The organism is Kitasatospora purpeofusca (assembly GCF_042691725.1).
GTDB lineage: Bacteria > Actinomycetota > Actinomycetes > Streptomycetales > Streptomycetaceae > Kitasatospora > Kitasatospora purpeofusca_B.
Genome location: NZ_CP170483.1, coordinates 8,052,022 through 8,072,814, shown reverse-complemented (window position 1 = coordinate 8,072,814; position 20,793 = coordinate 8,052,022). Strand labels below are relative to the sequence as shown.

The window sequence follows — 20,793 nt, the reverse complement described above, 5'->3', positions numbered from 1 at the left end:
TGACCGGGGAAGCGACCGGGGAAGTGACGGCGGACATGGCTGGCGAAGTGGTGGGGAAGTGACCGGGCCGATGGACGACTCCGCGTTCCGCCCCACCCACGTCGCCCCGCCGGACGGCCTGGCCAGCTGGGCCGCCCCGGACCCGGCACAGCCCGCCGCCCCGCTGGACGCGCTGCTGCCGCTCCAACTGGTCGGCCGGACCGGTGACTGGGCGCAGGTGCTCTGCTCCAACGGCTGGACGACGTGGGTGGACGGCCGCCTGCTGGTCTCGCTGCCCGGCGTGCCGCCCTCGGCGACCGCCCCGCCGGCCCGCACCGCCGACCCCCGCCCCGCGCTGGCCGAGGCGGAGGGCGCGCTGGCCCGCTACCGCTCGCTGCTGGAGGACCTCGCGGCGGGTGGCGCCGACCTGGAGACCTTCCGGGAGCGGGCGCACGGCCTGCGGATCGGCCTGGTGGTCGACGGCGAGCGGCTCTGGGTGTTCGACCCGGTGCACGACCGCTGGTGCTACTGCGACGGCCTGCAACTGCGCACCTACGCCGTCGGCGGCCGCCCGAGCCCGCCGGCCGGCCGGGTGCCGGGCGCCGACGAGCCGACCCGGGTGGCGGAGCCGTGATCCCGCCTCCCGCCGCCGGCGGCGACCCGCCCCCGCACCGGCCCCCCACCGAACCCGCGGCCGGGGAACCCGCCGATGCGGTGAGCCCCGCCGGTGCCGGGGAACCCGCCGACGTCGTGGAGCCGCCCAGCCTGCCCGCGGGGCTGGTCGGGCGCCGGGTCGCGGGCTACCGCCTGGAGGCGGAGATCGGCCGCGGCGGCATGGCCGTCGTCTACCGGGCCAAGGACCTCCGGCTCGGCCGCACCGTCGCCGTGAAGCTGCTCGCCCCCGAGCTGTCCCGCAACGAGGTCTTCCGCCAACGCTTCATCCACGAGTCGCAGGTCGCCGCCGCGATCGACCACCCGCACATCATCCCGGTCTTCGAGGCCGGCGAGGCCGACGGCATCCTGTTCATCGCGATGCGCTTCGTCGAGGGCGGCGACCTGCGCGAGCTGATCACCCGCAGCGGCGCCCTCCCGCTCGGCCGGGCCGCCGGGCTCGCCCTGCAGATCGCCTCCGCACTGGACGCCGCGCACGACCACGACCTGGTCCACCGGGACGTCAAGCCCGGCAATGTGCTGGTCGCCGCCGGCACCGACAGCGAGCACCCCGAACACCTCTACCTCGCCGACTTCGGCCTCACCAAGAAGTCCCTGTCGCTCAGCGGCCTGAGCGGTGTCGGCCAGATCGTCGGCACCCTCGACTACGCGGCGCCCGAGCAGATCTCCGGGCGCCCGCTCGACGGCCGCTGCGACCAGTACGGCCTCGGGTGCGTGGTCTTCGAGATGCTCGCCGGCGCGCCCCCGTTCCGCCGCGAGAGCGACCTCGCCCTGCTCTGGGCCCACCTCAACGAGCCCCCGCCCACCCTGCGCGAGCACCGGCCCGACCTGTCGCCCGCCGTCGACGCGGTGGTCGCCCGCGCCCTCGCCAAGGCGCCCGAGGAACGCTACGAGAGCTGCCTGCGCTTCGTCGCCGAACTGCGCGCCGCCGCCACCGCCCGGCCCGGCGCCACTCCCCCGGACGGCGGCCCGTGGGCGAGCGCCGGCCCGCCCACCGAGGTGGTCCCCGTGCCCGGTGGCCCGCTGTCCGGTGCCCCCGGTGTCCCCGAACCGCCCGACTGGGCCCTCCCCGCCGTCCGCCCGCCCGCGCGGAGGAGTTCCGGATGAACGCCGTCAGCCAGGTCTTCGCGCTGATCGCCGCCGCGACCCACCTCGTGGCGTGGCCGCTGGAGAGCTTCCTCTACGGCCACCCCCGGGTCCGCCGGCTGCTCACCGCCTCCACCGCCGACGCGCCGCAGGTGCGCCTGTGGCGGGTCAACGTCGGCTTCTACAACCTCTTCCTCGCCCTCGGCCTGGTGGCCGGCCTGGTCGCGCTGCACATCCACCAGCCCGTCGTCGGCCGCACCCTGATCATCTACCTCAGCGCCTTCATGATCGCCGCCGGCGCCACCCTCTTCGCCTCCGACCCCCGCCTCTGGCGCGGCGCCCTCGGCCAGGCCCTCCCCCCGGCCGTCGTCCTCCTGGCCGAGGCCGCGAGCTGACCGCCGCGATGGCCGGAGTGGTCGCCGCCCTGCCCGCCGGTCCGGCGGTCCGGCGGGTCGGCGGGGCGGCCCCGCCCGGCCGGCCCGGCCCGCCGCACAGCCCTCCGGAGGTCGGCCGGTGACGCGTGCGGGCCCCACCCGACCCTCCCCGGGCCGACCGAAACGATCCGCCTCCGCCGACGAAGGCCATGCGCCGACCTGCGGCGGCGCTCCGTCGGGCCGGGTGCGGTTGGAGCACTCGACTTGCCGTCGGCCTGCGGCCGGTGGAGCCGGGTGTGCCCGTGCGCGATGCCCTCGGCGGCGAGGGCATCGCGCCCGGCGTGATCTGCGGCAGACTCCGTTGTCGACCGGCAGGCGTTGAACGCAGATCCCTCCCCGGGCGGGAGTGCCGGCCGACCGCACCGCCCAGATGGCCGTGCCCGGCTCCGCGCGGTACTGGCGGCTGGCCTCGCGGCTCAGGGCGTGGCGGCCGCCGTCGTCGGGGAGGTCGCCGAGCCGCCTGATATCGACGGGAAGCAGCCGCCCGGTGCAGCGCGGACGAGGCGCGCAGGGCGGGCGGAGCCCTGCCGGCGACCTCCGTGGTCAGGGCACCGGCCGCGTCTCGCCGCGGCGGGGCAGGCGGGCTGCGGCGAGGGCATCGCGCCAGGCGTGATCTGCGGCCGGCACGCGCTGGACGCAGATCCCTGCCCGGGCGGGAGTGCCGGCCGACGGCACCGTCCAGATGGCCGCACCCGGCTCCGCGCGGTTCCGGCGGCCGACCTCGCGGCTCAGGGCATGGCGGCCGCCGTCGTCGGAGAGGTCGCCGAGCCTCCTGATGTCGACGTGAACGAGCCCGCCCGGTGCAGCGCGGACGAGGCGCGCGGGGCGGGCAAAGCCCTGCCGGCGACCTCCGTGGTCAGGACACCGGCCGCGTCTCGCCGCGGCGAGGCAGCCGGGCTGCGGCGAGGGCGCCGAGGACGCCTGCCAGCAGGCCCCAGCCGGCGGCGAGGGGGACCAGGGTCCACAGCTGCGGGTCGAGGGTGAGGGTGCCGCCGGCGAGGGCGGCGGCGGGGCCGGCCGGGCCGGCGGCCGGGCCGAGGACGGAGGCCAGCAGGTCGCCCAGGCCGCCCTGGCCGAGGCCGACGCCGAGCACGGAGAGGCCGTAGTCGGCGGAGACCCTGGTCCAGACGCCGACCAGCAGCACGGTGACGGCGGCGGCCGCCGCCAGCCGTACGGCGTGCTGCCAGGGGCGGACCCCGCGCGGCGAGCGGTGGGCGGCCAGCACCCCGGCCGCGAGCATCAGGACGGCGGCGAGCGGGAGCAGCCACCAGGCCCGGGCGTCCTGGTCGGCGAGCGTGCCGAGGCTCACCGTGCCGTCCTGCCCCGGGCCGGTGCGCAGCACGGCGGCCAGCGACTCGGGCACCGGCAGGCCGATCGCCCCGACCAGGTGGCCGTGCCACTCGCCGCCGAGGCCGACGCCGAAGGCGAGCCAGACCAGGTTGGGCAGCGCGAGCAGGGCGACGGCGGCGACCTGCCGGGCCTCGCCGTGCGCGGCGGCCGTGCCGATCGCGGCCGCCACCCCCAGCACGACGTAGCCGAGCAGCACCAGCAGCATCGCGAACGCGGCCGGGCGGACCGCCTGTTGGAAGGGCACCAGGGAGCGCGGCAGCGGCGCCCGGCGGGAGACCGCGAAGGTTGCGGCCAGCACGACCAGCAGCCAGAGCAGCCCGAGTCCGAGGGTGGTGGCGGGATCCGCGCGGAACCCCACCTCGGGCTGGAGTCCGAGGGCGCCGCCGAGCTGTTCGGCGAGGCCCTCGCCGAGCGTCACCGTGAAGGTGTGCCGGGCGGCGGCGCAGAGCAGGGCGAGCGCGGCCAGCCAGACCACCGCCGTCCGGGTGGCGCGGCCGAGCAGTTCGCGGCCGCCGGCCACCGCGCGGTACCGCAGTTGGCGCAGGAACACCTCGGCCACCGTCAGCGCGCCGACCAGGCCGACGGAGAGCGGCATCGCGGTGATCCCGGCGTCGACCGAGGCGAAGAAGCCCGCGCCGCCGTCGAGCTCGACCGATCCGCCGACGGCGAGGGCGAGCGTGGCGGCGAGCACGGACGGGAAGCCGCCGCCGGGCAGGTCGTCGGTGCCGGCCGCCCACAGGCCGAGCGCGGCCACGGCCGCCATCGCGGCGAGGCCGGCCAGGACCACCGCCACCGCGTCCAGCCAGCCGCGCAGGGCGCCGGGCGGTCCGGCCGCCGGGGTGCCGGCCGGGCGGCTCGGACGGGCCTGCTGCTGCATGCGGGCCTCCTGCATCGGGGTCGGTGTCCCCCGCGCGTCCGGTCCGGCCCCCGCCCCGCGCCTGGCACCAGGGTGGCCCAGGACGGGCCGGCCCGCCCGGGCAGCGTGCTCCGTCACGCGCTCCGCTGGTGCGACGGATGCGCGCTGCTGTTGCGGGGGACGGGGAGCGGGGGCAGAAATGGAGGCCAGGGGCAGGAGCCGCCTCCTGCGCCGGCCGGACGGACCGGCCGTCCGCGAAGCGGAGCCCTCGATCGGAGCCCTCGATGAGTTCCCAACCGCCTTCCTCCGGACCGCCGCTCGGCCCGCCCTCCGGGCCGCCGTCCGGACCGCTCACGGGTCCGCCTTCGGGCGGCGGCCACCCCGGCCCGCCCGGACCGCCGTTCGGCCCGCCCCCGGGCGGCGGCGGGCCGACGGGTCCGGGCGGGCCCTCCGGGGAGCAGCGGACGCCGTGGTGGCGCTCGCGCCGGAAGGCCGCGCTGGTGATCTTCGCGACCGGACTGGCGGTGCTGGCCACGGTGCTGATCGTCACCAACAGCACCGGCGGCGGGCACGAGGAGACCGTGCCCACCGCCAACGAGGTCGCGCTGCAGAGTCCGCAGGACCCGGGCCCGGCCCCGTTCACCCCGTCGGTGGAGACTCAGACGGTGAAGGCGCCGGCCCCCGCCGGGCCCACCGCCACCCGGACGGGTGGTGCCACGGCCACCGGGACCGCGGGCACGGGCACGGGCACCGCGGGTACGGGCACCGGAACCGCGGGCACGGGCACCGGGGCGGGCGCCGGCATCCACACCGTCGAGGGAACGTCGGCGGGCGTGTACGGCGGGACGATGCACAAGCCGAGCTGCGACGTCGAGCGGCTGGTCTCGATGGCCTCCACCGGTGACACCGGCCGGGCCTGGGCATCGGCGCAGGGCATCCAGCAGTCCGCCCTCCCGGGCTACCTGCGCACGCTGACCTCGGCGTACCTGCGGGTGGACACCCGGGTCACCAGCCACGCCTACAAGGGCGGCACGGCCATCGCCTACCAGGCCGTGCTGGCGGCGGGCACCGCCGTGCTGGTGGACGCGCAGGGCGTGCCACGGGTGCGGTGCAGCTGCGGCAATCCGCTGAAGCCGCCGGCGCTGATCAGCGACGCCAAGTACACCGGCAAGGCGTGGACGGGCTTCCAGCCGAGCACGCTGGTCGTCCTGGTCGCCGCGCCGCAGCCGGTGACCGAGATCGTGCTCGTGGACGTCACGAGCGGCGGCTGGTTCACCCGGTCGGCGGGGCAGATCCAGGTCGTCGACCAGCCGGCCCCCGCGCCCAGCGGCCCGCTGGCGCCCGGCGTCCCGCCCGCCGCCGTCTGGCAGGTGTCCTCGGCGCCGGCGTCGGTGTCCGGCTCGGCCTCGTCCTCGGCCCCCACCTCGGGCGGCACGTCGACCTCGGGGTCGCCGTCCGGCCCGACCTCCGGCACCACGAGTACGTCCGGCGGGCCGACGACGACCTCACCGGGGACGACCTCACCGGGAGCCACGACCGGCGCCCCCACCGGGCCGACCACCACCGGGCCCACCACCACGGCGCCTCCCACGACGACCGCGCCTCCCACCACCGCGCCTCCCACCACCACGACGCCGACCACCGCGCCCCCCACCACGGCCGCGCCGACGGCGACCGTGACGAGCACCCCGGCCGTCACCACGACGACCGCCCGGACGGCCCCCGGCACGACCACCGCCGGCTCGGCCACCGGAACCACCGCGACCACCACCTCCGTCCAACAGCCCGCGACGGCCACCGGAAACCCCGGCTGAGCCGTACCGCAACCCTGGGAGGACCCATGCTCCGCTTCCGTCCCCAGCGCTCGGCCCTGGCCGCGGCCGGCGCGCTCACCGCCCTGACGGCGTTCGCCGGTACCGGTCCGGTCCAGGCCGCGGCCCCCGCCCCGGCCGGACAGCTCCTGGTCGCCCCGCCGGCGCCGGCGCTCCAGGCCCCGCCCGCCGCGCCCGCCGCCGGCTCGCCGACCGTCTCACCGGCGGCCCCCTTCGGGCACGTGCCGGCCAACAGCGACTACCAGTGCGCCCCCGGCAACCTCTGCGCCCTGGTCTGGGACCCCTCGGCCGGCGACTACAAGATCTTCTACCTCTACTCCTGCGCCCGGTACAGCCTCGGCGGCTGGAACGGCCAGGGGTTCTACGCCGACAACCAGACCGGCGGCACGAGGTCGTACTTCTACGACGCGAACGGCGGCGTGCTGAAGTCCTTCACACCCGACGGGGGCGCCAACCACACCCAGGACTGGACGCCCGTCTGGTCCATCCGGAACTGCTGACCCGGCACCTCCCCCGACCGCGCACCCCCGACGCGCCCCGTCCACCGCTCCGGTGCGGCGGGGCGCCGGCGCGCCGTCAGGGCAGCAGCACCTCGGCGTCGTCCGGCCCGAGCACCCGGCCGTCGGCCGCCCGGACCTCCATCCGGGCGACCGGCGCACCGTCGGCGCGGTCCACCAGGCGGGCCCGCGGCTCGTCGTCCGCGAAGGAGTACCGCTCGCCCCACTGGCGCAGCGCGGTGACGACGGGGAAGAGCGCCCGCCCCTTCTCGGTGAGTACGTACTCCTGGTACGGGCTGCCGTCGGCGGCCGGGGCCAGTTCGAAGACGCCGTTGGCGACCAGGTTGGCGAGGCGGGCGGAGAGGATGTTCTTCGCCAGGCCGAGGTTCTTCTGGAACTGCCCGAAGCGGCGCAGCCCGTCGAAGGCGTCACGGACGATCAGCAGCGTCCAGCCGTCGCCGAGGACGTCCAGCGGGCGGGCGACCGGGCAGGCCGATTCCTCGTGCGAGGTGCGTTTCGGCACGCGCCCCTCTCCTCTCACCTGCGGTCCCGCGCTCCGACGGGAGCGGGTTTCACCTTGCAACCCTATCGCGCCGGGCCGGGACCGATCTGTGGTTGCTTAATGAAACCTCGCCGTGGGAGGGTAGCGCGGTATCACTTTGCAACCACGCTGCCCCGAAGGAGCCCTTCGCCGTGCCCTCCCCCGTGGTCCCGTCCGATCCGCTCGCCCCCACCGCCGCCACCGCCACCGTCCGTCGGCTCTCCCCCGCCGTCGCCTGGCTGTTCTCCGTCGCGAGCGGTCTGGCCGTCGCCAACGTCTACTACGCCCAGCCCCTGCTCGACCTCATCGCCGACGACCTCGGCATCGGCCGCGCCACGGTCGGCCTGGTCGGCACCCTCACCCAGGTCGGGTACGGCGTCGGCCTCGTGCTGCTGGTCCCGCTCGGCGACCACCTCGACCGCCGGATGCTGATCACCGCCCAGCTCGGGCTCTCCGTCGCGGCGCTCGCCGCCGTGGCCGTCGCCCCCTCGGCGTTGCTGATGCTGCTCGCCATGGCGGCGGTCGGGGTGCTCGCCGTGGTGGCCCAGGTGATGGTGGCCCACGCGGCCTCGCTCGCCGAGCCCGCCGACCGGGGCCGCGTCGTCGGCACCGTCACCAGCGGCATCGTGATCGGCATCCTGCTCGCCCGCACCGTCGCCGGCACCATCGGCGACCTCGCCGGCTGGCGCGCCGTCTACGTGGTCTCCGCCGTCGCCACCGGCGCCCTGGCCGTCCTCCTCGCCGCCGTCGTCCCGGCCGAGGCCCGCCGCCGACCGCAACGCCTCCGCTACCCGCGCCTCGTCGGCTCGGTGTTCACCCTGTTCGCCGAGGAGCCCGTGCTGCGGATCCGCGCCGGCCTCGCGCTGCTCGTCTTCACCGCCGTCACCGTGCTGCTCACCCCGATGGTGCTGCCGCTCGCCGCCCCGCCGTTCAACCTCAGCCACACCGAGATCGGGCTCTTCGGCCTGGCGGGCGCCGCCGGCGCGCTCGGCGCCGGACACGCCGGCCGGCAGGCCGACCGGGGGCGGGCGCGGCGCACCCTGGCGGTCGGGCTGACCGCGATGCTCGTCTCCTGGCCGCTCGCCGCGCTGCTGCCGCACTCGGTGTGGTGGCTGGTGCTCGCGATGGTGGTGATCGACTACGGCCTGCAGTCCGTGCACGTGGTCAACCAGCACCTGCTGTACCTGGTCCGGCCCGAGGCACGCAGCCGGCTGACCGCCGGGTACATGCTGTTCTACTCGGTCGGCAGCGCGCTCGGCGCGATCCTCTCCACCCTGGCGTACGAGCACGGCGGCTGGACGGCGGTCTGCGCGCTGGGCGGCGGCGTCAGCCTGCTCGCGCTCGCCTTCTGGTGGGCCACCGATCGCCGGCCCGCCGAAGGGGACGGCACCGGAGGGGACGGCGCCGGACGCGGCGTCAGTCGGTGACCGCCAGCTCCGCGACCACCGCGCGGTGGTCGGTGCCGCGCACCGTGTGCTCCGCCACCGACACCGCGCGCAGCGCCTCCCCGTGCAGCACGTGGTCGATCTGGATCACCGGCCACAGGCCGGCGTAGTAGGTGTCGGCCTCCGGCCAGGTCGGCGCGACGCCCCGCCCGAGCTCGGCATGGGTGTCCGTCAGCCCGGTGTCCAGCAGCGCACGCATCGGGGTGTGGTCGAGCGTCGCGTTGAAGTCCCCCAGCAGGACGGCGTTGCGGGTGGCTCCGGAGACCGCCGCCCGCAACCCCGCGAAGTCCTTCGACCAGCGGTCGGCGTCGCCCATCGGATAGTAGGTGTGCACGGCCGTCACCCGGACCGTACGTCCGCCGACCGTCACCTCGGCGGCCACCTGGTTCCGGGCCGCCTCCGGGGCCGCGCCGTCCAGCGGGGTCAGCGGCAGCCGGGAGTAGAGCGCGGTGTCCCGGCCCGGCCGCAGCTCCCGGTGGGGCAGCACCTCGGCGATCCCCGCCCGCTCCAGCCGTTCGGCGGCCCCCGGACCGAACTCCTCCATCGCCAGCACGTCGACCCGCTGCTCGCGCACCAGCCGGACGAGTTCGGCCGCGTCGGCCCGGCCCTTGAAGGCGTTGCTCGTCGCGAGCCGCAGCCGCGGCGCGTCGGCCGTCGGAGCACCGCCGCCCTCCGGCACCAGCCTCGGTACCAGCCAGACGAGTTGGACCGCCACCAGGACGCCGGCCAGCGCCGCCGGCCACCACGACCGCAGCGCCAGCAGCACACCGAGCACGACCACGCCGGCCACCGCCGTGTACGGCAGCCCGACCACGGCGAGGGCCAGCCACGTCCCGTCGTCCCACCCGCCGAGGCGGACGGCCACGAGCCCCGCCGCCCCGGCCAGCACCGCCCAGCAGGCCCCGACGCTCACCCGTCGCCCCCACACCCGCAAGCCCGCCCGGCGCACCCGCTCTCCCCTCCGTCGCTCCGGCCCCGCACTTCCCCCCAGAGACGCCGTGCGGGCAGAAACGGTTCTGCCCGCACGGGCGGCGCGTGGGGTGGCCTCAGTCCACGCAGGGGATGCCACCGGCCTTGACCGCCGGGCCCTGCATGGGCAGCTCGGGGGTCGGGTCGGCGGTCGGCGGGGCCGTGGTGGCGGGGGCGGACGCGGTGGACGTGGGAACGGCGGCGAGGGTGACCACGACGTGGCCGGACGGGGCCGCGGTGGCGGCGGTGGCCGTGACGCCGTAGCGGGCCGCGAGCTGCTCCGCGTCGGCCTTCGCGCCCGTACCGTAGACGACCGTCGCCGCCTTGGCCCGCCCGGCGGCCGCCGCCTCGGTCACCTTGCCCGCCGGGAAACCGAGTTCGGCGAGCGCCTTCGACTCCGCGGCCGCGGCCTCCGCGCTCGCGCCGCGGACGTCCACGACGGAGCGCGCCTTGGCCGGGGTGGCGGCCGGCACGGCGGAGGGGGTCTCGGTCGGCGCGGGTGCGTCGGACGCCGCCGGGGGCGGGGGCTCGTGCCCGAACAGCTGCTTGACGATGCGCTTGATCTGCTCCGGGTCGACCGTGTTGACCTCCTGGCCGCCGATCGTCTTGAACCCGGTGATCGGCAGCGTGTTGAACTCGACGTTGCCGCCGGTCAGGTTGGGTGCCTGCTGGGCGAAGTCCAGTACGTTCCAGCGGTCGTCGATGACCACGTCCTTCTTCACCACGTCGAACAGCCGCTGGAGCCGGCCCAGGTCGTTGACCACGCCCTGCTGCTTGAGCTTGTACACCACCGAGGAGATGAAGGCCTGCTGCCGGTGGGTCCGGTCCAGGTCGCCGTTCTTCAGGTGGTGGCGCTGGCGGACGAACGACAGCGCCTGCCGGGCGTCGAGCGAACTGACCCCCGCCGGGAGCTTCAGCCCGGTGCCACCGCCCTCGTGGGTCGCCGTCCGGGCCACGATCGGGTCGTCGACCGGGTTGTTGAGGCAGACCTGGATCGGCTCGACGGCCTTGGCGATGTCGTAGAAGCCGATCAGGTTCACCTCGGCGAAGTGGTCGATGGGGATGTCGAGGAACGCCTGCACGGTCTGCAGGGTCGCGGCCCGGCCGGCCTCGCGGCTCTGCCGTTCCAGCTCGGCCTTGGACAGCCCCTTGCCGCCCAGCTTCTGCTCGGCGGCCTCCTTGGCGATCCCGTACGCCTCCTTGATCTTGTGCATCTTCCCGTCCGCGCCGACGGTCTGCACGTAGTCGTCGCGCGGGACCGACAGCGCCGTCACCTTGCCGCCGTTGGCCGGTATGTGCAGGACGATCAGCGCGTTGGTGTTGTAGCCGCCGATCTCGCTGGAGCCGGCGTGCAGCTCGTCCTCGACGAACTCCTTGGGGAGGTCGTTGCCGTCCATGTCCTTGCGGCTGTCGAGGCCGATGAGCAGCAGGTTGACGGACTTGTCGAGGTGCGGCGGCGCGTTCTTCCGGGCCTCGGTGAGCGCGGCCGACTTGACCATGCCGCTGTCGAGCTGCCGGTACTCGTACCAGGTGAAGCCGCTGGCGCCGAGGACGGCCACCGAGACGGTGCCGGCGAGGGCGCGGCCGGCGACGGTCAGCGGCCTGGTGCGGGGCTCAGCCACGGTGGCTCCTCCGGTCGGGGGTCGGGGTGCGAAGCGCCGGGGCGCCGGGCGTCGGGGTCCCACGCGTCGGGGTCCCGCGGGTCGGCGAGGTCCCGCTGGTCGGCGGGGTCGGCGTCTCGCGGGTCGGCGAGGTCGGCGCCCCCTGGGTCTCGGCGCGGGCCATCCGGCGCCGGTCGGCCGCCCGCCGGGCGGGGCGGGCGCGCCGGTCGAGCAGCACCCGCACGAGGACGACCAGCAGCGCGGCCGCCACCGCCGCCGCCATCACCGGGAACGCGCCGACCACCCAGCGCACCGCCGCCGAGGCAAGCGCCTTGCCCTGGAGACCCTCGCGGTCGGCGAGGTAGGCGGTGCCGGCCCGGGCGGCCAGGACGACGGGCGGCGCGGCGATGGCGACCCACCAGCGCCCGGCGCGGCCGCAGAGCGCCGCCGCGGCGCCGGTGCCGAGGACGGCGCCGACCGCGAACAGCGGTCCGCCGCCGTGCCCGGCCAGTTCACCGGCCACCGCTCCGGCCGGCGGCAGTCCCACCGCGGCCAGCAGCGCCGGCAGCGGGCCACCGGGCCGCCGGGCCCCGGCGCGGCGATCGGCCGAGCGGCGCTCGGTACCCCGGCGCTCGGTCCCGCGGTGCCCGGCGGCACGACGGTCGACGGGACCGCGGTCCGCGGCACGGCGCGGGGACGGCACGGGCGCCGCGCCGGAACGCGGCCCCGCCTCCCGGTCCGAGGTTCTCGCTCGTCGCCCGGCCATGCCCCACACCCCTTCCGGGTACCCGCCAGCTAACTTCTACAATGCTGTAGAACAAGCCAGGAGCATACAAACCCACCCCCGCAAAGTCATCCCGCCGAACCCCCGCTCGCAAAAAGCGCCAGGTCAGCGGCGGCTAGGATGGCCGCGAACCGCGCCGGACGAACAGAAGGACCATCATGTTCGAGAACCTCAAGAACCTCGCCGACAAGGCCACCGACCTCGCCCGCGAGCACAGCGGCGCCATCACCCAGGGCCTGGACAAGGTCGCCGACGTCGTCGACGACAAGACGGACGGCAAGTACAGCGGCCAGATCGACACCGCCGCCGACAAGGCCAAGGACTTCATCAACGGCCTCGACGAGTCCAAGTAGCACCGGCGCGGCGGTGCCCCGGCCCGGCCGGACGCCGGGCCGGGGCACCCGCGCTCCGCCGAGGTCAGACGGTGGCGGCCAGCCGGGCCGCCCAGCGCGACCGCCAGGCGAGCGCGTCCCCGACCCCCTCGGCGAGGGTCCGGCGCGGGGTCCAGCCGAGCAGCTCGCGCGCGGCCGTCACATCGCTGTAGCAGCCGAGGACGTCGCCGGGGCGCGGCGCGGCCTCCCGGACGTCCAGCGGCACGCCGACCACCCGCTCGAAGGCGGTGACCAGCTCGCGGACGGTGGTGCCGTCACCCGTACCGATGTTGACGACGCGGTAGCGCTGCGCGGCCTCGGAGCCGATCACCTCGTCGAACCGGACCAGCGCGGCGACATGGGCCTCGGCCACGTCCTGGACGTGGATGTAGTCGCGGATGCCCGAGCCGTCCCGGGTCCCCCAGTCGACCCCGGTGATGGTGAACGGCGTGCCGTTCGCATGCGCCTCGATCAACTTGCCCAGCGCGTGGGTCGGTTCGAGGTCCTGCAGCCCGGTGCGCAGCTGCGGGTCGGCGCCGATCGGATTGAAGTACCGCAGCGTGATGACCCGCGTCCCGTCCGCCCCCTCGCCGGAGGTCCAGTCCTGGAGCACCTGCTCCATCATCTGCTTGGTGCGCGCGTACGGGCTGTTCGCCTCGACCGGGCAGGACTCGTCGACACGGCCGGTCGGGGTGGGCAGGTAGATCGAGGCGGAGCTGCTGAAGACCACCCGGGTGCAGCCGTTGCGCTGGAGCGACTCCAGCAGGTCGACCGTCTTGCCGACGTTCTCGCGGTAGTAGAACAGCGGCCGGGACACCGACTCGGGGACGACGATCCGGGCGGCGCAGTGCAGGGTCGCGTCGATGTCGGGATGCTCGGCGAAGATCCGGTCGACCAGCTCCGGGTCCGCGATGTCGCCCCGGTAGAACACCCGGCCCTCGACGAACTCGGGCCGGCCCTTGGACAGGTCGTCGAGGACGACCGGAGTGATGCCCGCATCCAGCAGGGCCGACGCCACGGTGCTTCCGATGTAGCCCGCTCCGCCGGTGATCAATACCTTTCGCACGGTCGGACGCTCCTTTCCCTCGGGCGGGCGCCCGGTGGCGCCCGTCGGGGTGGGGGACGGCCGGTTCGCACCCGGCGGTTCCCCGGCGGGCGAACCCGCCGCCCGAGCCCCGCTCCCTCGCCCGACGGTAAAAGTGCCGGTCGGGGTGGTGTCCCGGCCTTCCGAGGGCCCGGAGACCGGACCGGACGGAGGGGCCGCAGAAACCTTCTTTCGACGTTCGCGCGGCAGCTCGACGGCGGAACCGGTGGCGCGCAGCGGGCGCGCGGGCCTTGGTGGGGGCGCGCGTTCACAGTGGCGGGGGCGCGCGCCGGGCGATGCAGCTACCGAGCGCGGGGCGGACGAACCGCGGCAGCGCCGGGAACGGGCGCGGGAAGGCGGGCACCGCGCACAAAGCGGCGCCGGGGAGCGTACTCGGGGGGTGTACGCTCCCCGGCAGGGGGTGGTGGCGGCCACCGCATCGGTCGTCCGGGGGGCCGGACACCGATGGCCGTGACCGGAATGCTAGACCTGCGCGCAGGTCGTGACCAGAGCTCTGACCAGCTAATTTCCCGTCCAGGACATGCCACTTGACCCCCAGGAACCGCTCCGGCCCCGCCCGGCCCGACGGTCCGTCGACCACCGGGCGGGTGTCCGTCCGGCCCGCGCCGGACGGCGGACCGACGAAGCGTCACGGGCGCCCGACCACCCTCGGCACGCCTCCCCGAGCGCCCTCGCGCACCCAACCGCCTCCCGGGCCCGGCGCACGCCGGGCGGCCGGATCCGGGCGGCCCGCGCAAGCGCCGTCCGCGGCGCGACCGTCCCCCGCTCACTCGCGGGTGCGCTCAGGCCGCGACGTCGAGCCGCTGGACGGCGAGGCGGGAGGCGCCGTGCTGGTGCAGGCCGGCGAGGCCCGCGGCGAGCCGCTGCGGGTCCCCGGTCAGCCAGAACCGCAGGGCGGCGGCCAGGGCCGCGCTCGCCGGACCGATCCGCAGCCCGCTGACGGCGGCGATCCGCTCGCCGACCAGCGGCAGCAGGTCGGCGACCGGCGCGGGCAGCCAGAGGGTCACCGCGCACGGGGCGGGCCGGGCCAGCACGCGCAGCAGCCGCGACACCCCCGGGTCCCCGGGGACGGCGGCCGGCACGGTCTCCACCGGCAGCACCCGGCCGGCGGGCAGCACCGCCCCGACGGGCAGTGCGGGCACGGCGGGCAGGGCGTGCCGTGCGGGCAGGACGTGCAGGCCGGGGATGACGTCGAGGAGACCGTCCACGACCACGTCCGACACGTCGGTGCCGTGGCCGCGCGCGAGTTCGCGCAGCAGGGCCCGCTCGGCAGCCGCGATTCTGACGGTCAGCATGACTTCTTCGCAGTCCATGGTCCCAGTTCCCGTCCAGAGCGTGAGAGTGTGCTCGTCCGTTGTCGGTCGTGTACCGGTCAGCCCGTGCCGATCACTACCTGCCCGTCAGTGGGCCCCCGCTATCGGCGTGATCAAGCCATAGTGACCGTCGTAGCGGCGGTAGAGCACCCGGCCGCGCCCGTCGCCGGGATCGGTGTGGAAGACGAACGGCCAGCAGGTGAGCCAGAGTTGTCGGGCCGCCTCGGTCAACTCCAGCCGGGGCGCCGGGTGCGGGCTCTCGGCGAGCGGCAGCCCCGCGCCGCCGAGCCGGACCGCGCAGTGCGCCCGGACCAGCCGGAACCCGCCGTTGCCGGGCCTGCGGTGGACCAGGCTGTCCTGGCCGGTCAGCACGTCGGAGAAGAAGTGGAACCGGTAGTCCAGCGCCAGCATCTCGCGGACCGCCTGCTCGGGCGTGCGGTGGGCCGGCCGAACGCACTTGCGGCGGACGATCCGCCGTTCGGCGAGCGGGCGCGCCGCGTACTGGGGCCGGTAGGAGCTCTCGAACGCCGAGGCGAGCCCTATGTCGCCCAGCTCGCGCAGTCGCGCGGCGCGCCCGCCGAGCGTGCCGAGCGCCAGGTCGACCGCCTCGCGCACCGTCACGCCGGCCACCTCCACCCGCACCCGGCCGGCACCCTCCAGGTCCACCGAGGCCTGGGCGACGGCGGACCTGGTGAGCGACCGGTCGCGCGGCCGGGTGAGCCGCAGCCGGGCCGCGTGGGCGTCCGACCCGAGGTCCGTGATCAGCGCCAGCGACCGGGTCCGGGCGTACTCGGCGTCCTCCCGGGGCAGTTCGCCCCGGATCTCCACGCGGACGTCGAGAGCGGGCCGGTGGCGCAGACTGGTCATCAGAGGGTCCTCCTTGGTTCTGCACCATGCTGGACCTGCGCGCACCGTCCCGCCGAGGGCCGAAAGGCCCTGCCTGCCAGGCAGGACGGCCCCGCCGGACACCCGCGCCGGCACTCCCGCGCGGCGGCTCGACCGGCTCCGCGGAGCGCGTCCGCCGGAGCGCCCTCATCGGGACACGCCGTGCAGACCTTGAGGACACTCCACCGATGGAGTGATCCATCCGGGTACGGCGCAACGCTCGCGGGACCGGCGCGTTTCCCATGGCGTGCGCCCTCTGTCCGTGGCGCGCGCGGGGGTCTGCGTCGACAGACCTCCGGATCCCGGCTGTCGCGGCGGCGGCTCCGGTGGTACCGCAGCGCCGGGCCGGTCGACCGGTCCGACACCCGGCCGGTCACCCCGGACCGTCCCACCGGTCCGTCCCCCCGGTCCATCTGGTGAGAGGTGATGTCATGATCCTGACGAACGAGACCCACAGACCGTCCGCGCCGCCCAGAACCCCCTCGGCGGAGAGCCGCCCGGCCGTCCCCCCGCTCGCCCCCGGCGCCGTCCCCGGCCTCGGCCACGCCCCCGCCCTGCTGCGCGACCCGCTCGGCTTCCTCGGCTCGCTCGCCCAGCACGGCGCGGTGGTCCGGATCCGGCTCGGACCGCGCACGGTCTGCGTGGTCACCGACGCCGGACTGGTCCACACCCTGCTGGTGGCCCTCGCCCACGACTGCCCGCGCGGCGCCGTCCAGGACACCCTCAAGACCGCGTTCGGGGACGGTCTGCTGATGTCCGAGGGCCGTGCCCACCGCGACCGCCGCCGGATCATCCAGCCCGCCTTCGGCGCGGACCGGATGGCCGAGTACATCGCCGTCATGCACCGGGTCACCGAGGAACGGACCCGGCGCTGGCGCCCCGGCCAGGTCCTCGACGTGGCCAAGGAGATGAACCACCTCGCCCTGGAGATCGTCACCCGCGCCCTGTTCGACGCCCGGCTGAGCGAGGACGCCACGCTCGCCTTCCACCGGGCCCTGCCCGACATGGTGAAGGGCCAGATCGTCCAGTCGCTCTACCCGCACCGGGCCTTCGCCCGGCTGCCGCTGCCGGTCAACCGCCGCTTCGACGCGGCGGTCCGGGTGCTCAACCAGGTCGTCGACCAGGCGGTCAACGGCACCGCGCCCGGCAGCGCGTTCGACGACCCGTTCGACAGTGTGTTCGCCGGTGCGTTCGAGGACGGCTTCGGCGCCACCCTCGCCGGTCCGTCCGGCACCGCGCCGGGCGGCGGATGCCCGATGACCGGCGCCGGCGGCCGGCGCGGCACCACCCTGCCCGCGCTGCTGCGCGGCGCCGTGGACCCCGCCACCGGACGGCCGCTCACCGAGGCGGACGTCCGCTCCGAGGCGATCACCATGTTCGGCGCCGGCACCGAGACCGTCTCCACCACGCTCACCTGGCTGATCGACGAACTGGTCCGGAACCCCGGGGTCGAGGCGCGCGTCCTGGCCGAGCTGGACGAGCACCTCCCGGCCGGCAGCGTCCCCACCCCGGAGGTCCTCGCCCGCCTCGGCTACACCCGCGCGGTCACCCAGGAGGTCGTCCGGCTGCACGCGCCGAACGCCTTCCTGATGCGCACCGCACAGGTCCCGGTCGAACTGGGCCCGTACCGCATCCCGGCCGGCACCGAGCTGCTCTACAGCCTCACCGCGCTCCACCGCGACCCCGCGCTGTACCCCGAGCCGCTCCGCTTCCACCCCGGCCGCTGGCTGGGCGCCGACCGGGCGCGGGGCCCGGCGGGCGGGGGCGTCGCCCGGCAGGCGTTCCTGCCGTTCGGCGCGGGCAAGCACAAGTGCATCGGCGAGGCCTTCGCCTGGGCCGAGCTGACCGTGGCCGCCGCCGCCATCCTGCGCCGCTGGCGCCCGACGGCCGTCCCCGGCGCCCGGGCCCGCGAGGTGGTGTGGACGACCGTCCAGGCGCACGGGCTGCGCGTGCGGCTCACACCGCGCGGCGGCCGCGCCCCGCACGCCGCCGGCCCGCGCCGCGCGCCGTCGGCGGGACACGACGACACGCCCGCCCAGCGCCTTCCGGTCATCGGCCCGCGCCGGTCGCCCGACGCCGATCCACGCGATCAACGCGCTCCGCGCGGCCCCCACGGCCCGCAGCCGGGCGAGGTGTGTCCGGCGGGCGCCGCCGGGCCCGCAGGTGCCACCGGCTCCCCCCACCCCGCCGGTCCCGCCGCAGCAACCGCCCCCGGCGGCCCGGCTGGACCACGCCGGTCGGCCGTGCTCCCCGCCCAGGCCTCCCTCACCAACCGGCGGTCCGCCACCACCGAACACCCGCACCCGACCGCGCTGCGCACCGCCACCCGCACGGCCACGCGCACCGCCTCACCCACCGGCGCTCCCCGGACCGGCACCACCACCCGGGGCATCACCCTCGACCCGGACCGCGCCGTCCGCCCGGCCACCTGGCTGGGGCCGCTCACCACGGTCGTTCCGGTCACCACCCTCGAACCGCTCACCACCGTGCGGCTGGTCACGGTTCTCCCCCGCCCCGCGCCGCCGGCCCGACCCGAAGCACTGCCCTCCGCGGCCGCTCCCCCGGCCCCCCGGCGCGCGCCCGGCGTCCTGCGCCCGCAGAACGAACCGCGCGCGCCCGGCGAGCTGCTCACCGCCGCGGCCCGGCACGGCGACTGGGCGCTCGCCCACGGCCTGCTCGCCCCGGACGACCTCGCCCGCTACCACACCTACGCACTGCCCGAGCTGATCGGCCACTCGTACCCGCGCGCCCGCGGCACCGAGCTGGACCTGCTGATCGACATCCTCGGCTGGTTCACCATTCTCGACGACCGCTTCGACGGCCCGCCCGGCCGCGACCCCGCCGAGGCCCGCGCCATCGTCGGACCGCTGCTCGCCGTCCTGGCCGGCCGGCCCGTCCCCGCGGGCACCTCCCAACCCCACCTGCTGGACGCCTGGCGGGAACTGTGGCACCGCCAGACCGCCCCGATGCCGCCGGGCTGGCGCCGGCGCGCCGCCGCCGAGTGGCACTCCTGTCTGGAGACCTTCCTCGCGGAGACCGCCCACCGGGCCGCCCGCACCCAGCCCGACCTCGCCGAGACCGTGCGGCTGCGGCGCCATGCCAGCTGCCTCTACCCGTTCATGGACATACTGGAGCACGTCCACGGCGGCGAGGCACCGGCCGGCCTGCACGCCGACCCCGCCCTGCACCGCCTGCGCGCGAACACCGCCGACGCGGCGACGCTGATCAACGACCTCTACTCGGCGGACCGCGAGGAGCGCCAGAACGTCGCGGCGTTCAACACCGTGCTCACCCTGCAACGGATCCGCGGCTGCACCCGCAGCCGGGCCGCCCGCTCGGTCGGGGCCCGGATCGCCCGGCTGACGGCGGAGAGCGAGACGCTGCGCCACAGCCTGCTGCTCCGGCACCCGGCGGGCCGCTGGTACCTCGACGGCACCCGGGAACTGGTCGAGGGCGTCTACGCCTGGACCAGCACCAGCCGCCGCTACACCGGGGAGGACGCCCCGCACTGATCCCGTGCTGATCCCGTGCTGCGGCCGCGCCCTGCGCGCCGCAGCGAACCGGTCCCGGCCGTTCCCCGGCCGGGACCGCTCGCGAGGAGGTCACCGGGACCCGGTCCCGGCCTCTTCTCCCGCTCCGACCACCTGGGCCACTCGGATCACTCGGAGCACTCAGAGCACTCGGATCACTTGCGGTCGCCGAGGGCGAACAGCAGCAGGACGAACCCCGCGAACAGGTGCGTGGCGAAGATGTAGATGCCCGCCCGGATCAGCATGGCCTTGCGCCGCGCCGTCTCCTCCCGCGTGGCATCGGCCTCCCGCGCGCGCTCGCCGCCGTTCTCACTCATGGCCGGGTCCTGCTCCTTCGGTCGACGGGCCGGTCATCGGTTGCCCGTGGGCGCGGCACCGGCCTCCGGTGCCCGCAGCTCGGTGAGCAGCGCGCCCTGGTCGGCGATCAGCTCGGTCAGGATCCGCCGCGCGGCCCGCAGCAACTCGGCGACGTCCGGCGTGCTCAGGGCGTAGACGACGGTGTTGCCCTCGCGGGTCGCCGTGACCAGCTGGGTGCGGCGCAGCACCGCGAGCTGCTGGGAGAGGTTCGAGGGTTCGATCTCGATCGCGGCCAGCAGCTCGCGCACCGGCCGCGGCCCGTCCTGGAGCAGCTCCAGTACGCGGATGCGCACCGGGTGCCCGAGCGTGCGGAAGAACTCCGCCTTCGCCTGGTACAGCGGGACCGGCATCGTCCGTCTCTCCCTGCGCGTCGCTGGATGGGCTGTGGATCGGCCTGTTCGTCGGCGGGAAGCATCATCCCTTGCAGATGAAGATTTCTTCAAGTCGTCACGGCCGGCCCGGCCTGCGCGGGGCCACCGCCGGACGGGGGAACGGGACGGGCCCGGGGCGACTCGCGCCCCGGGCCCGCCCTCCCCCGTCGGTCTACCGGGACCGCGCCGTCATCAACACGGCACCACGACGTCGACGGTCACCGGAGCCGGGGACCACGGGTAGGTGGCGACGCTGAAGCTGCCGTGCACGGTGGAGCCGCACGGCACGGTCCCGCCGACGCCGGGCACCTGCACGGTGCTGGCGGTGAACAGGGTCCGGCCGCTGACCGAGCCGAGCGACGCGCCGCCGACGACGTTGCCGGACAGGCCGGTGAGCAGCTCGACGGTCTGCGGCCACGGGGTGCCCGGGCTCGGCGGACCGGCCAGGCTGATCCGGCCGTACAGCTGGACGCTGTCGCCGGTCACCTCGGCGCACACCTTGGGGGACAGGCCGGCCTGCAGGCCGGAGGCGCCGCAGGTCACGGTGGTGCCGGTGGTGGTGGTCTGCGCCGCGTTCGCCTGGGCCGGCACGGCCAGGAGAGCCGCCGCTCCGGCGATCCCGGCAGCGGTCAGGGTGAGTCGGTTCATCCGCATGATTCCGATCCTCCTCTTTCTTCTCTTCGTTCCCACGGGCATCTTCAGCACCACATGTGACATGTCACATGTGGCATGACGTAACCCTGACAGTCGAATCGAATGCCGAGAAGGACGAGAATCCGAACAGTTGATGATCGGATTGGAAACTGGCCTTGGAT

General features: G+C 75.8%; 19 protein-coding genes. 8 read left to right on the top strand and 11 right to left on the bottom strand.

What is annotated here, in order from left to right; translation table 11 throughout:
• The first annotated feature begins 70 nt into the window (after nt 1-70).
• The 3 genes from ACFCLZ_RS34825 to ACFCLZ_RS34815 all read left to right on the top strand — a co-directional run bounded on the left by ACFCLZ_RS34825 (nt 71) and on the right by ACFCLZ_RS34815 (nt 2,132).
• A complete protein-coding gene (locus tag ACFCLZ_RS34825) occupies nt 71-613 on the top strand; it encodes a hypothetical protein (RefSeq protein WP_380281891.1) in 543 nt (180 codons plus the stop codon).
• An 80-nt stretch (nt 614-693) separates the two neighbouring features.
• Nucleotides 694-1,758, top strand: a complete 1,065-nt coding sequence (locus ACFCLZ_RS34820; protein ID WP_380281890.1) for a serine/threonine-protein kinase — start codon at nt 694-696, stop codon at nt 1,756-1,758.
• Nucleotides 1,755-2,132 carry a DUF1304 domain-containing protein gene (locus ACFCLZ_RS34815; RefSeq protein WP_380281889.1) on the top strand — a complete coding sequence of 126 codons (378 nt, stop codon included), beginning with the start codon at nt 1,755-1,757 and terminating at the stop codon, nt 2,130-2,132. The genes ACFCLZ_RS34820 and ACFCLZ_RS34815 overlap by 4 nt, the downstream gene beginning before the upstream one ends.
• A gap of 895 nt (nt 2,133-3,027) precedes the next feature.
• On the opposite strand, the gene ACFCLZ_RS34810 is transcribed toward ACFCLZ_RS34815, so the two are convergent.
• Complete coding sequence (locus tag ACFCLZ_RS34810; RefSeq protein WP_380281888.1) at nt 3,028-4,398, bottom strand: streptophobe family protein; 1,371 nt, start codon at nt 4,396-4,398, stop codon at nt 3,028-3,030.
• A gap of 263 nt (nt 4,399-4,661) precedes the next feature.
• Here ACFCLZ_RS34810 and ACFCLZ_RS34805 point away from each other — a divergent pair, with 263 nt between their 5' ends.
• Nucleotides 4,662-6,191: a DUF6777 domain-containing protein gene (locus tag ACFCLZ_RS34805; RefSeq protein WP_380281887.1), complete on the top strand. Its 1,530-nt coding sequence runs from the start codon at nt 4,662-4,664 to the stop codon at nt 6,189-6,191.
• A gap of 26 nt (nt 6,192-6,217) precedes the next feature.
• Nucleotides 6,218-6,709, top strand: coding sequence for a hypothetical protein (locus ACFCLZ_RS34800; protein WP_380281886.1), 492 nt, complete (start codon nt 6,218-6,220; stop codon nt 6,707-6,709).
• A 76-nt stretch (nt 6,710-6,785) separates the two neighbouring features.
• On the opposite strand, the gene ACFCLZ_RS34795 is transcribed toward ACFCLZ_RS34800, so the two are convergent.
• Nucleotides 6,786-7,229, bottom strand: a complete 444-nt coding sequence (locus ACFCLZ_RS34795; RefSeq protein ID WP_380281885.1) for a winged helix-turn-helix transcriptional regulator — start codon at nt 7,227-7,229, stop codon at nt 6,786-6,788.
• 170 nt (nt 7,230-7,399) lie between these two features.
• Between ACFCLZ_RS34795 and ACFCLZ_RS34790 the strand changes: the two genes are divergently transcribed.
• Complete coding sequence (locus tag ACFCLZ_RS34790) at nt 7,400-8,674, top strand: MFS transporter (RefSeq protein WP_380281884.1); 1,275 nt, start codon at nt 7,400-7,402, stop codon at nt 8,672-8,674.
• On the opposite strand, the gene ACFCLZ_RS34785 is transcribed toward ACFCLZ_RS34790, so the two are convergent.
• From ACFCLZ_RS34785 to ACFCLZ_RS34775, 3 genes are all read right to left on the bottom strand, one after another.
• Nucleotides 8,664-9,605, bottom strand: a complete 942-nt coding sequence (locus ACFCLZ_RS34785; protein ID WP_380281883.1) for an endonuclease/exonuclease/phosphatase family protein — start codon at nt 9,603-9,605, stop codon at nt 8,664-8,666. The genes ACFCLZ_RS34790 and ACFCLZ_RS34785 overlap by 11 nt on opposite strands.
• A gap of 133 nt (nt 9,606-9,738) precedes the next feature.
• A complete protein-coding gene (locus ACFCLZ_RS34780) occupies nt 9,739-11,283 on the bottom strand; it encodes an LCP family protein (protein ID WP_380281882.1) in 1,545 nt (514 codons plus the stop codon).
• Entirely contained in the window at nt 11,276-12,028 is a 753-nt protein-coding gene (locus ACFCLZ_RS34775) for a DUF6542 domain-containing protein (protein ID WP_380281881.1), read from the bottom strand. The genes ACFCLZ_RS34780 and ACFCLZ_RS34775 overlap by 8 nt, the downstream gene beginning before the upstream one ends.
• A 176-nt stretch (nt 12,029-12,204) precedes the next feature.
• Between ACFCLZ_RS34775 and ACFCLZ_RS34770 the strand changes: the two genes are divergently transcribed.
• Nucleotides 12,205-12,399: an antitoxin gene (locus ACFCLZ_RS34770; protein ID WP_380281880.1), complete on the top strand. Its 195-nt coding sequence runs from the start codon at nt 12,205-12,207 to the stop codon at nt 12,397-12,399.
• A gap of 64 nt (nt 12,400-12,463) precedes the next feature.
• On the opposite strand, the gene galE is transcribed toward ACFCLZ_RS34770, so the two are convergent.
• From galE to ACFCLZ_RS34755, 3 genes are all read right to left on the bottom strand, one after another.
• Nucleotides 12,464-13,483, bottom strand: a complete 1,020-nt coding sequence (gene galE, locus ACFCLZ_RS34765) for a UDP-glucose 4-epimerase GalE (RefSeq protein ID WP_380281879.1) — start codon at nt 13,481-13,483, stop codon at nt 12,464-12,466.
• 821 nt (nt 13,484-14,304) lie between these two features.
• Nucleotides 14,305-14,817 carry a hypothetical protein gene (locus ACFCLZ_RS34760; RefSeq protein WP_380281878.1) on the bottom strand — a complete coding sequence of 171 codons (513 nt, stop codon included), beginning with the start codon at nt 14,815-14,817 and terminating at the stop codon, nt 14,305-14,307.
• 105 nt (nt 14,818-14,922) lie between these two features.
• Nucleotides 14,923-15,702 (bottom strand): sigma 54 modulation/S30EA ribosomal C-terminal domain-containing protein, encoded by a 780-nt coding sequence (locus ACFCLZ_RS34755; RefSeq protein WP_380281877.1) that lies wholly within the window; start codon nt 15,700-15,702, stop codon nt 14,923-14,925.
• Nucleotides 15,703-16,151: 449 nt separating this feature from the next.
• Between ACFCLZ_RS34755 and ACFCLZ_RS34750 the strand changes: the two genes are divergently transcribed.
• Nucleotides 16,152-19,232 (top strand): cytochrome P450, encoded by a 3,081-nt coding sequence (locus tag ACFCLZ_RS34750; RefSeq protein WP_380281876.1) that lies wholly within the window; start codon nt 16,152-16,154, stop codon nt 19,230-19,232.
• A gap of 173 nt (nt 19,233-19,405) precedes the next feature.
• Here ACFCLZ_RS34750 and ACFCLZ_RS34745 read toward each other — a convergent pair whose 3' ends face one another.
• The 3 genes from ACFCLZ_RS34745 to ACFCLZ_RS34735 all read right to left on the bottom strand — a co-directional run bounded on the left by ACFCLZ_RS34745 (nt 19,406) and on the right by ACFCLZ_RS34735 (nt 20,632).
• Nucleotides 19,406-19,567: a DUF6126 family protein gene (locus ACFCLZ_RS34745; protein WP_380281875.1), complete on the bottom strand. Its 162-nt coding sequence runs from the start codon at nt 19,565-19,567 to the stop codon at nt 19,406-19,408.
• A 33-nt stretch (nt 19,568-19,600) separates the two neighbouring features.
• Nucleotides 19,601-19,957, bottom strand: a complete 357-nt coding sequence (locus tag ACFCLZ_RS34740) for an ArsR/SmtB family transcription factor (RefSeq protein ID WP_380281874.1) — start codon at nt 19,955-19,957, stop codon at nt 19,601-19,603.
• A 213-nt stretch (nt 19,958-20,170) separates the two neighbouring features.
• Nucleotides 20,171-20,632 (bottom strand): hypothetical protein, encoded by a 462-nt coding sequence (locus ACFCLZ_RS34735; RefSeq protein WP_380281873.1) that lies wholly within the window; start codon nt 20,630-20,632, stop codon nt 20,171-20,173.
• Nucleotides 20,633-20,793: the final 161 nt, after the last annotated feature.

Coding starts and splice junctions, on each gene's coding strand:
- ACFCLZ_RS34825 (WP_380281891.1), top strand. CDS start 71: ATGGACGACTCCGCGTTCCGCCCCACCCACGTCGCCCCGCCGGACGGC.
- ACFCLZ_RS34815 (WP_380281889.1), top strand. CDS start 1,755: ATGAACGCCGTCAGCCAGGTCTTCGCGCTGATCGCCGCCGCGACCCAC.
- ACFCLZ_RS34810 (WP_380281888.1), bottom strand. CDS start 4,398: ATGCAGCAGCAGGCCCGTCCGAGCCGCCCGGCCGGCACCCCGGCGGCC.
- ACFCLZ_RS34805 (WP_380281887.1), top strand. CDS start 4,662: ATGAGTTCCCAACCGCCTTCCTCCGGACCGCCGCTCGGCCCGCCCTCC.
- ACFCLZ_RS34800 (WP_380281886.1), top strand. CDS start 6,218: ATGCTCCGCTTCCGTCCCCAGCGCTCGGCCCTGGCCGCGGCCGGCGCG.
- ACFCLZ_RS34775 (WP_380281881.1), bottom strand. CDS start 12,028: ATGGCCGGGCGACGAGCGAGAACCTCGGACCGGGAGGCGGGGCCGCGT.
- ACFCLZ_RS34770 (WP_380281880.1), top strand. CDS start 12,205: ATGTTCGAGAACCTCAAGAACCTCGCCGACAAGGCCACCGACCTCGCC.
- ACFCLZ_RS34760 (WP_380281878.1), bottom strand. CDS start 14,817: ATGCTGACCGTCAGAATCGCGGCTGCCGAGCGGGCCCTGCTGCGCGAA.
- ACFCLZ_RS34755 (WP_380281877.1), bottom strand. CDS start 15,702: ATGACCAGTCTGCGCCACCGGCCCGCTCTCGACGTCCGCGTGGAGATC.
- ACFCLZ_RS34750 (WP_380281876.1), top strand. CDS start 16,152: ATGATCCTGACGAACGAGACCCACAGACCGTCCGCGCCGCCCAGAACC.
- ACFCLZ_RS34745 (WP_380281875.1), bottom strand. CDS start 19,567: ATGAGTGAGAACGGCGGCGAGCGCGCGCGGGAGGCCGATGCCACGCGG.
- ACFCLZ_RS34740 (WP_380281874.1), bottom strand. CDS start 19,957: ATGCCGGTCCCGCTGTACCAGGCGAAGGCGGAGTTCTTCCGCACGCTC.
- ACFCLZ_RS34735 (WP_380281873.1), bottom strand. CDS start 20,632: ATGCGGATGAACCGACTCACCCTGACCGCTGCCGGGATCGCCGGAGCG.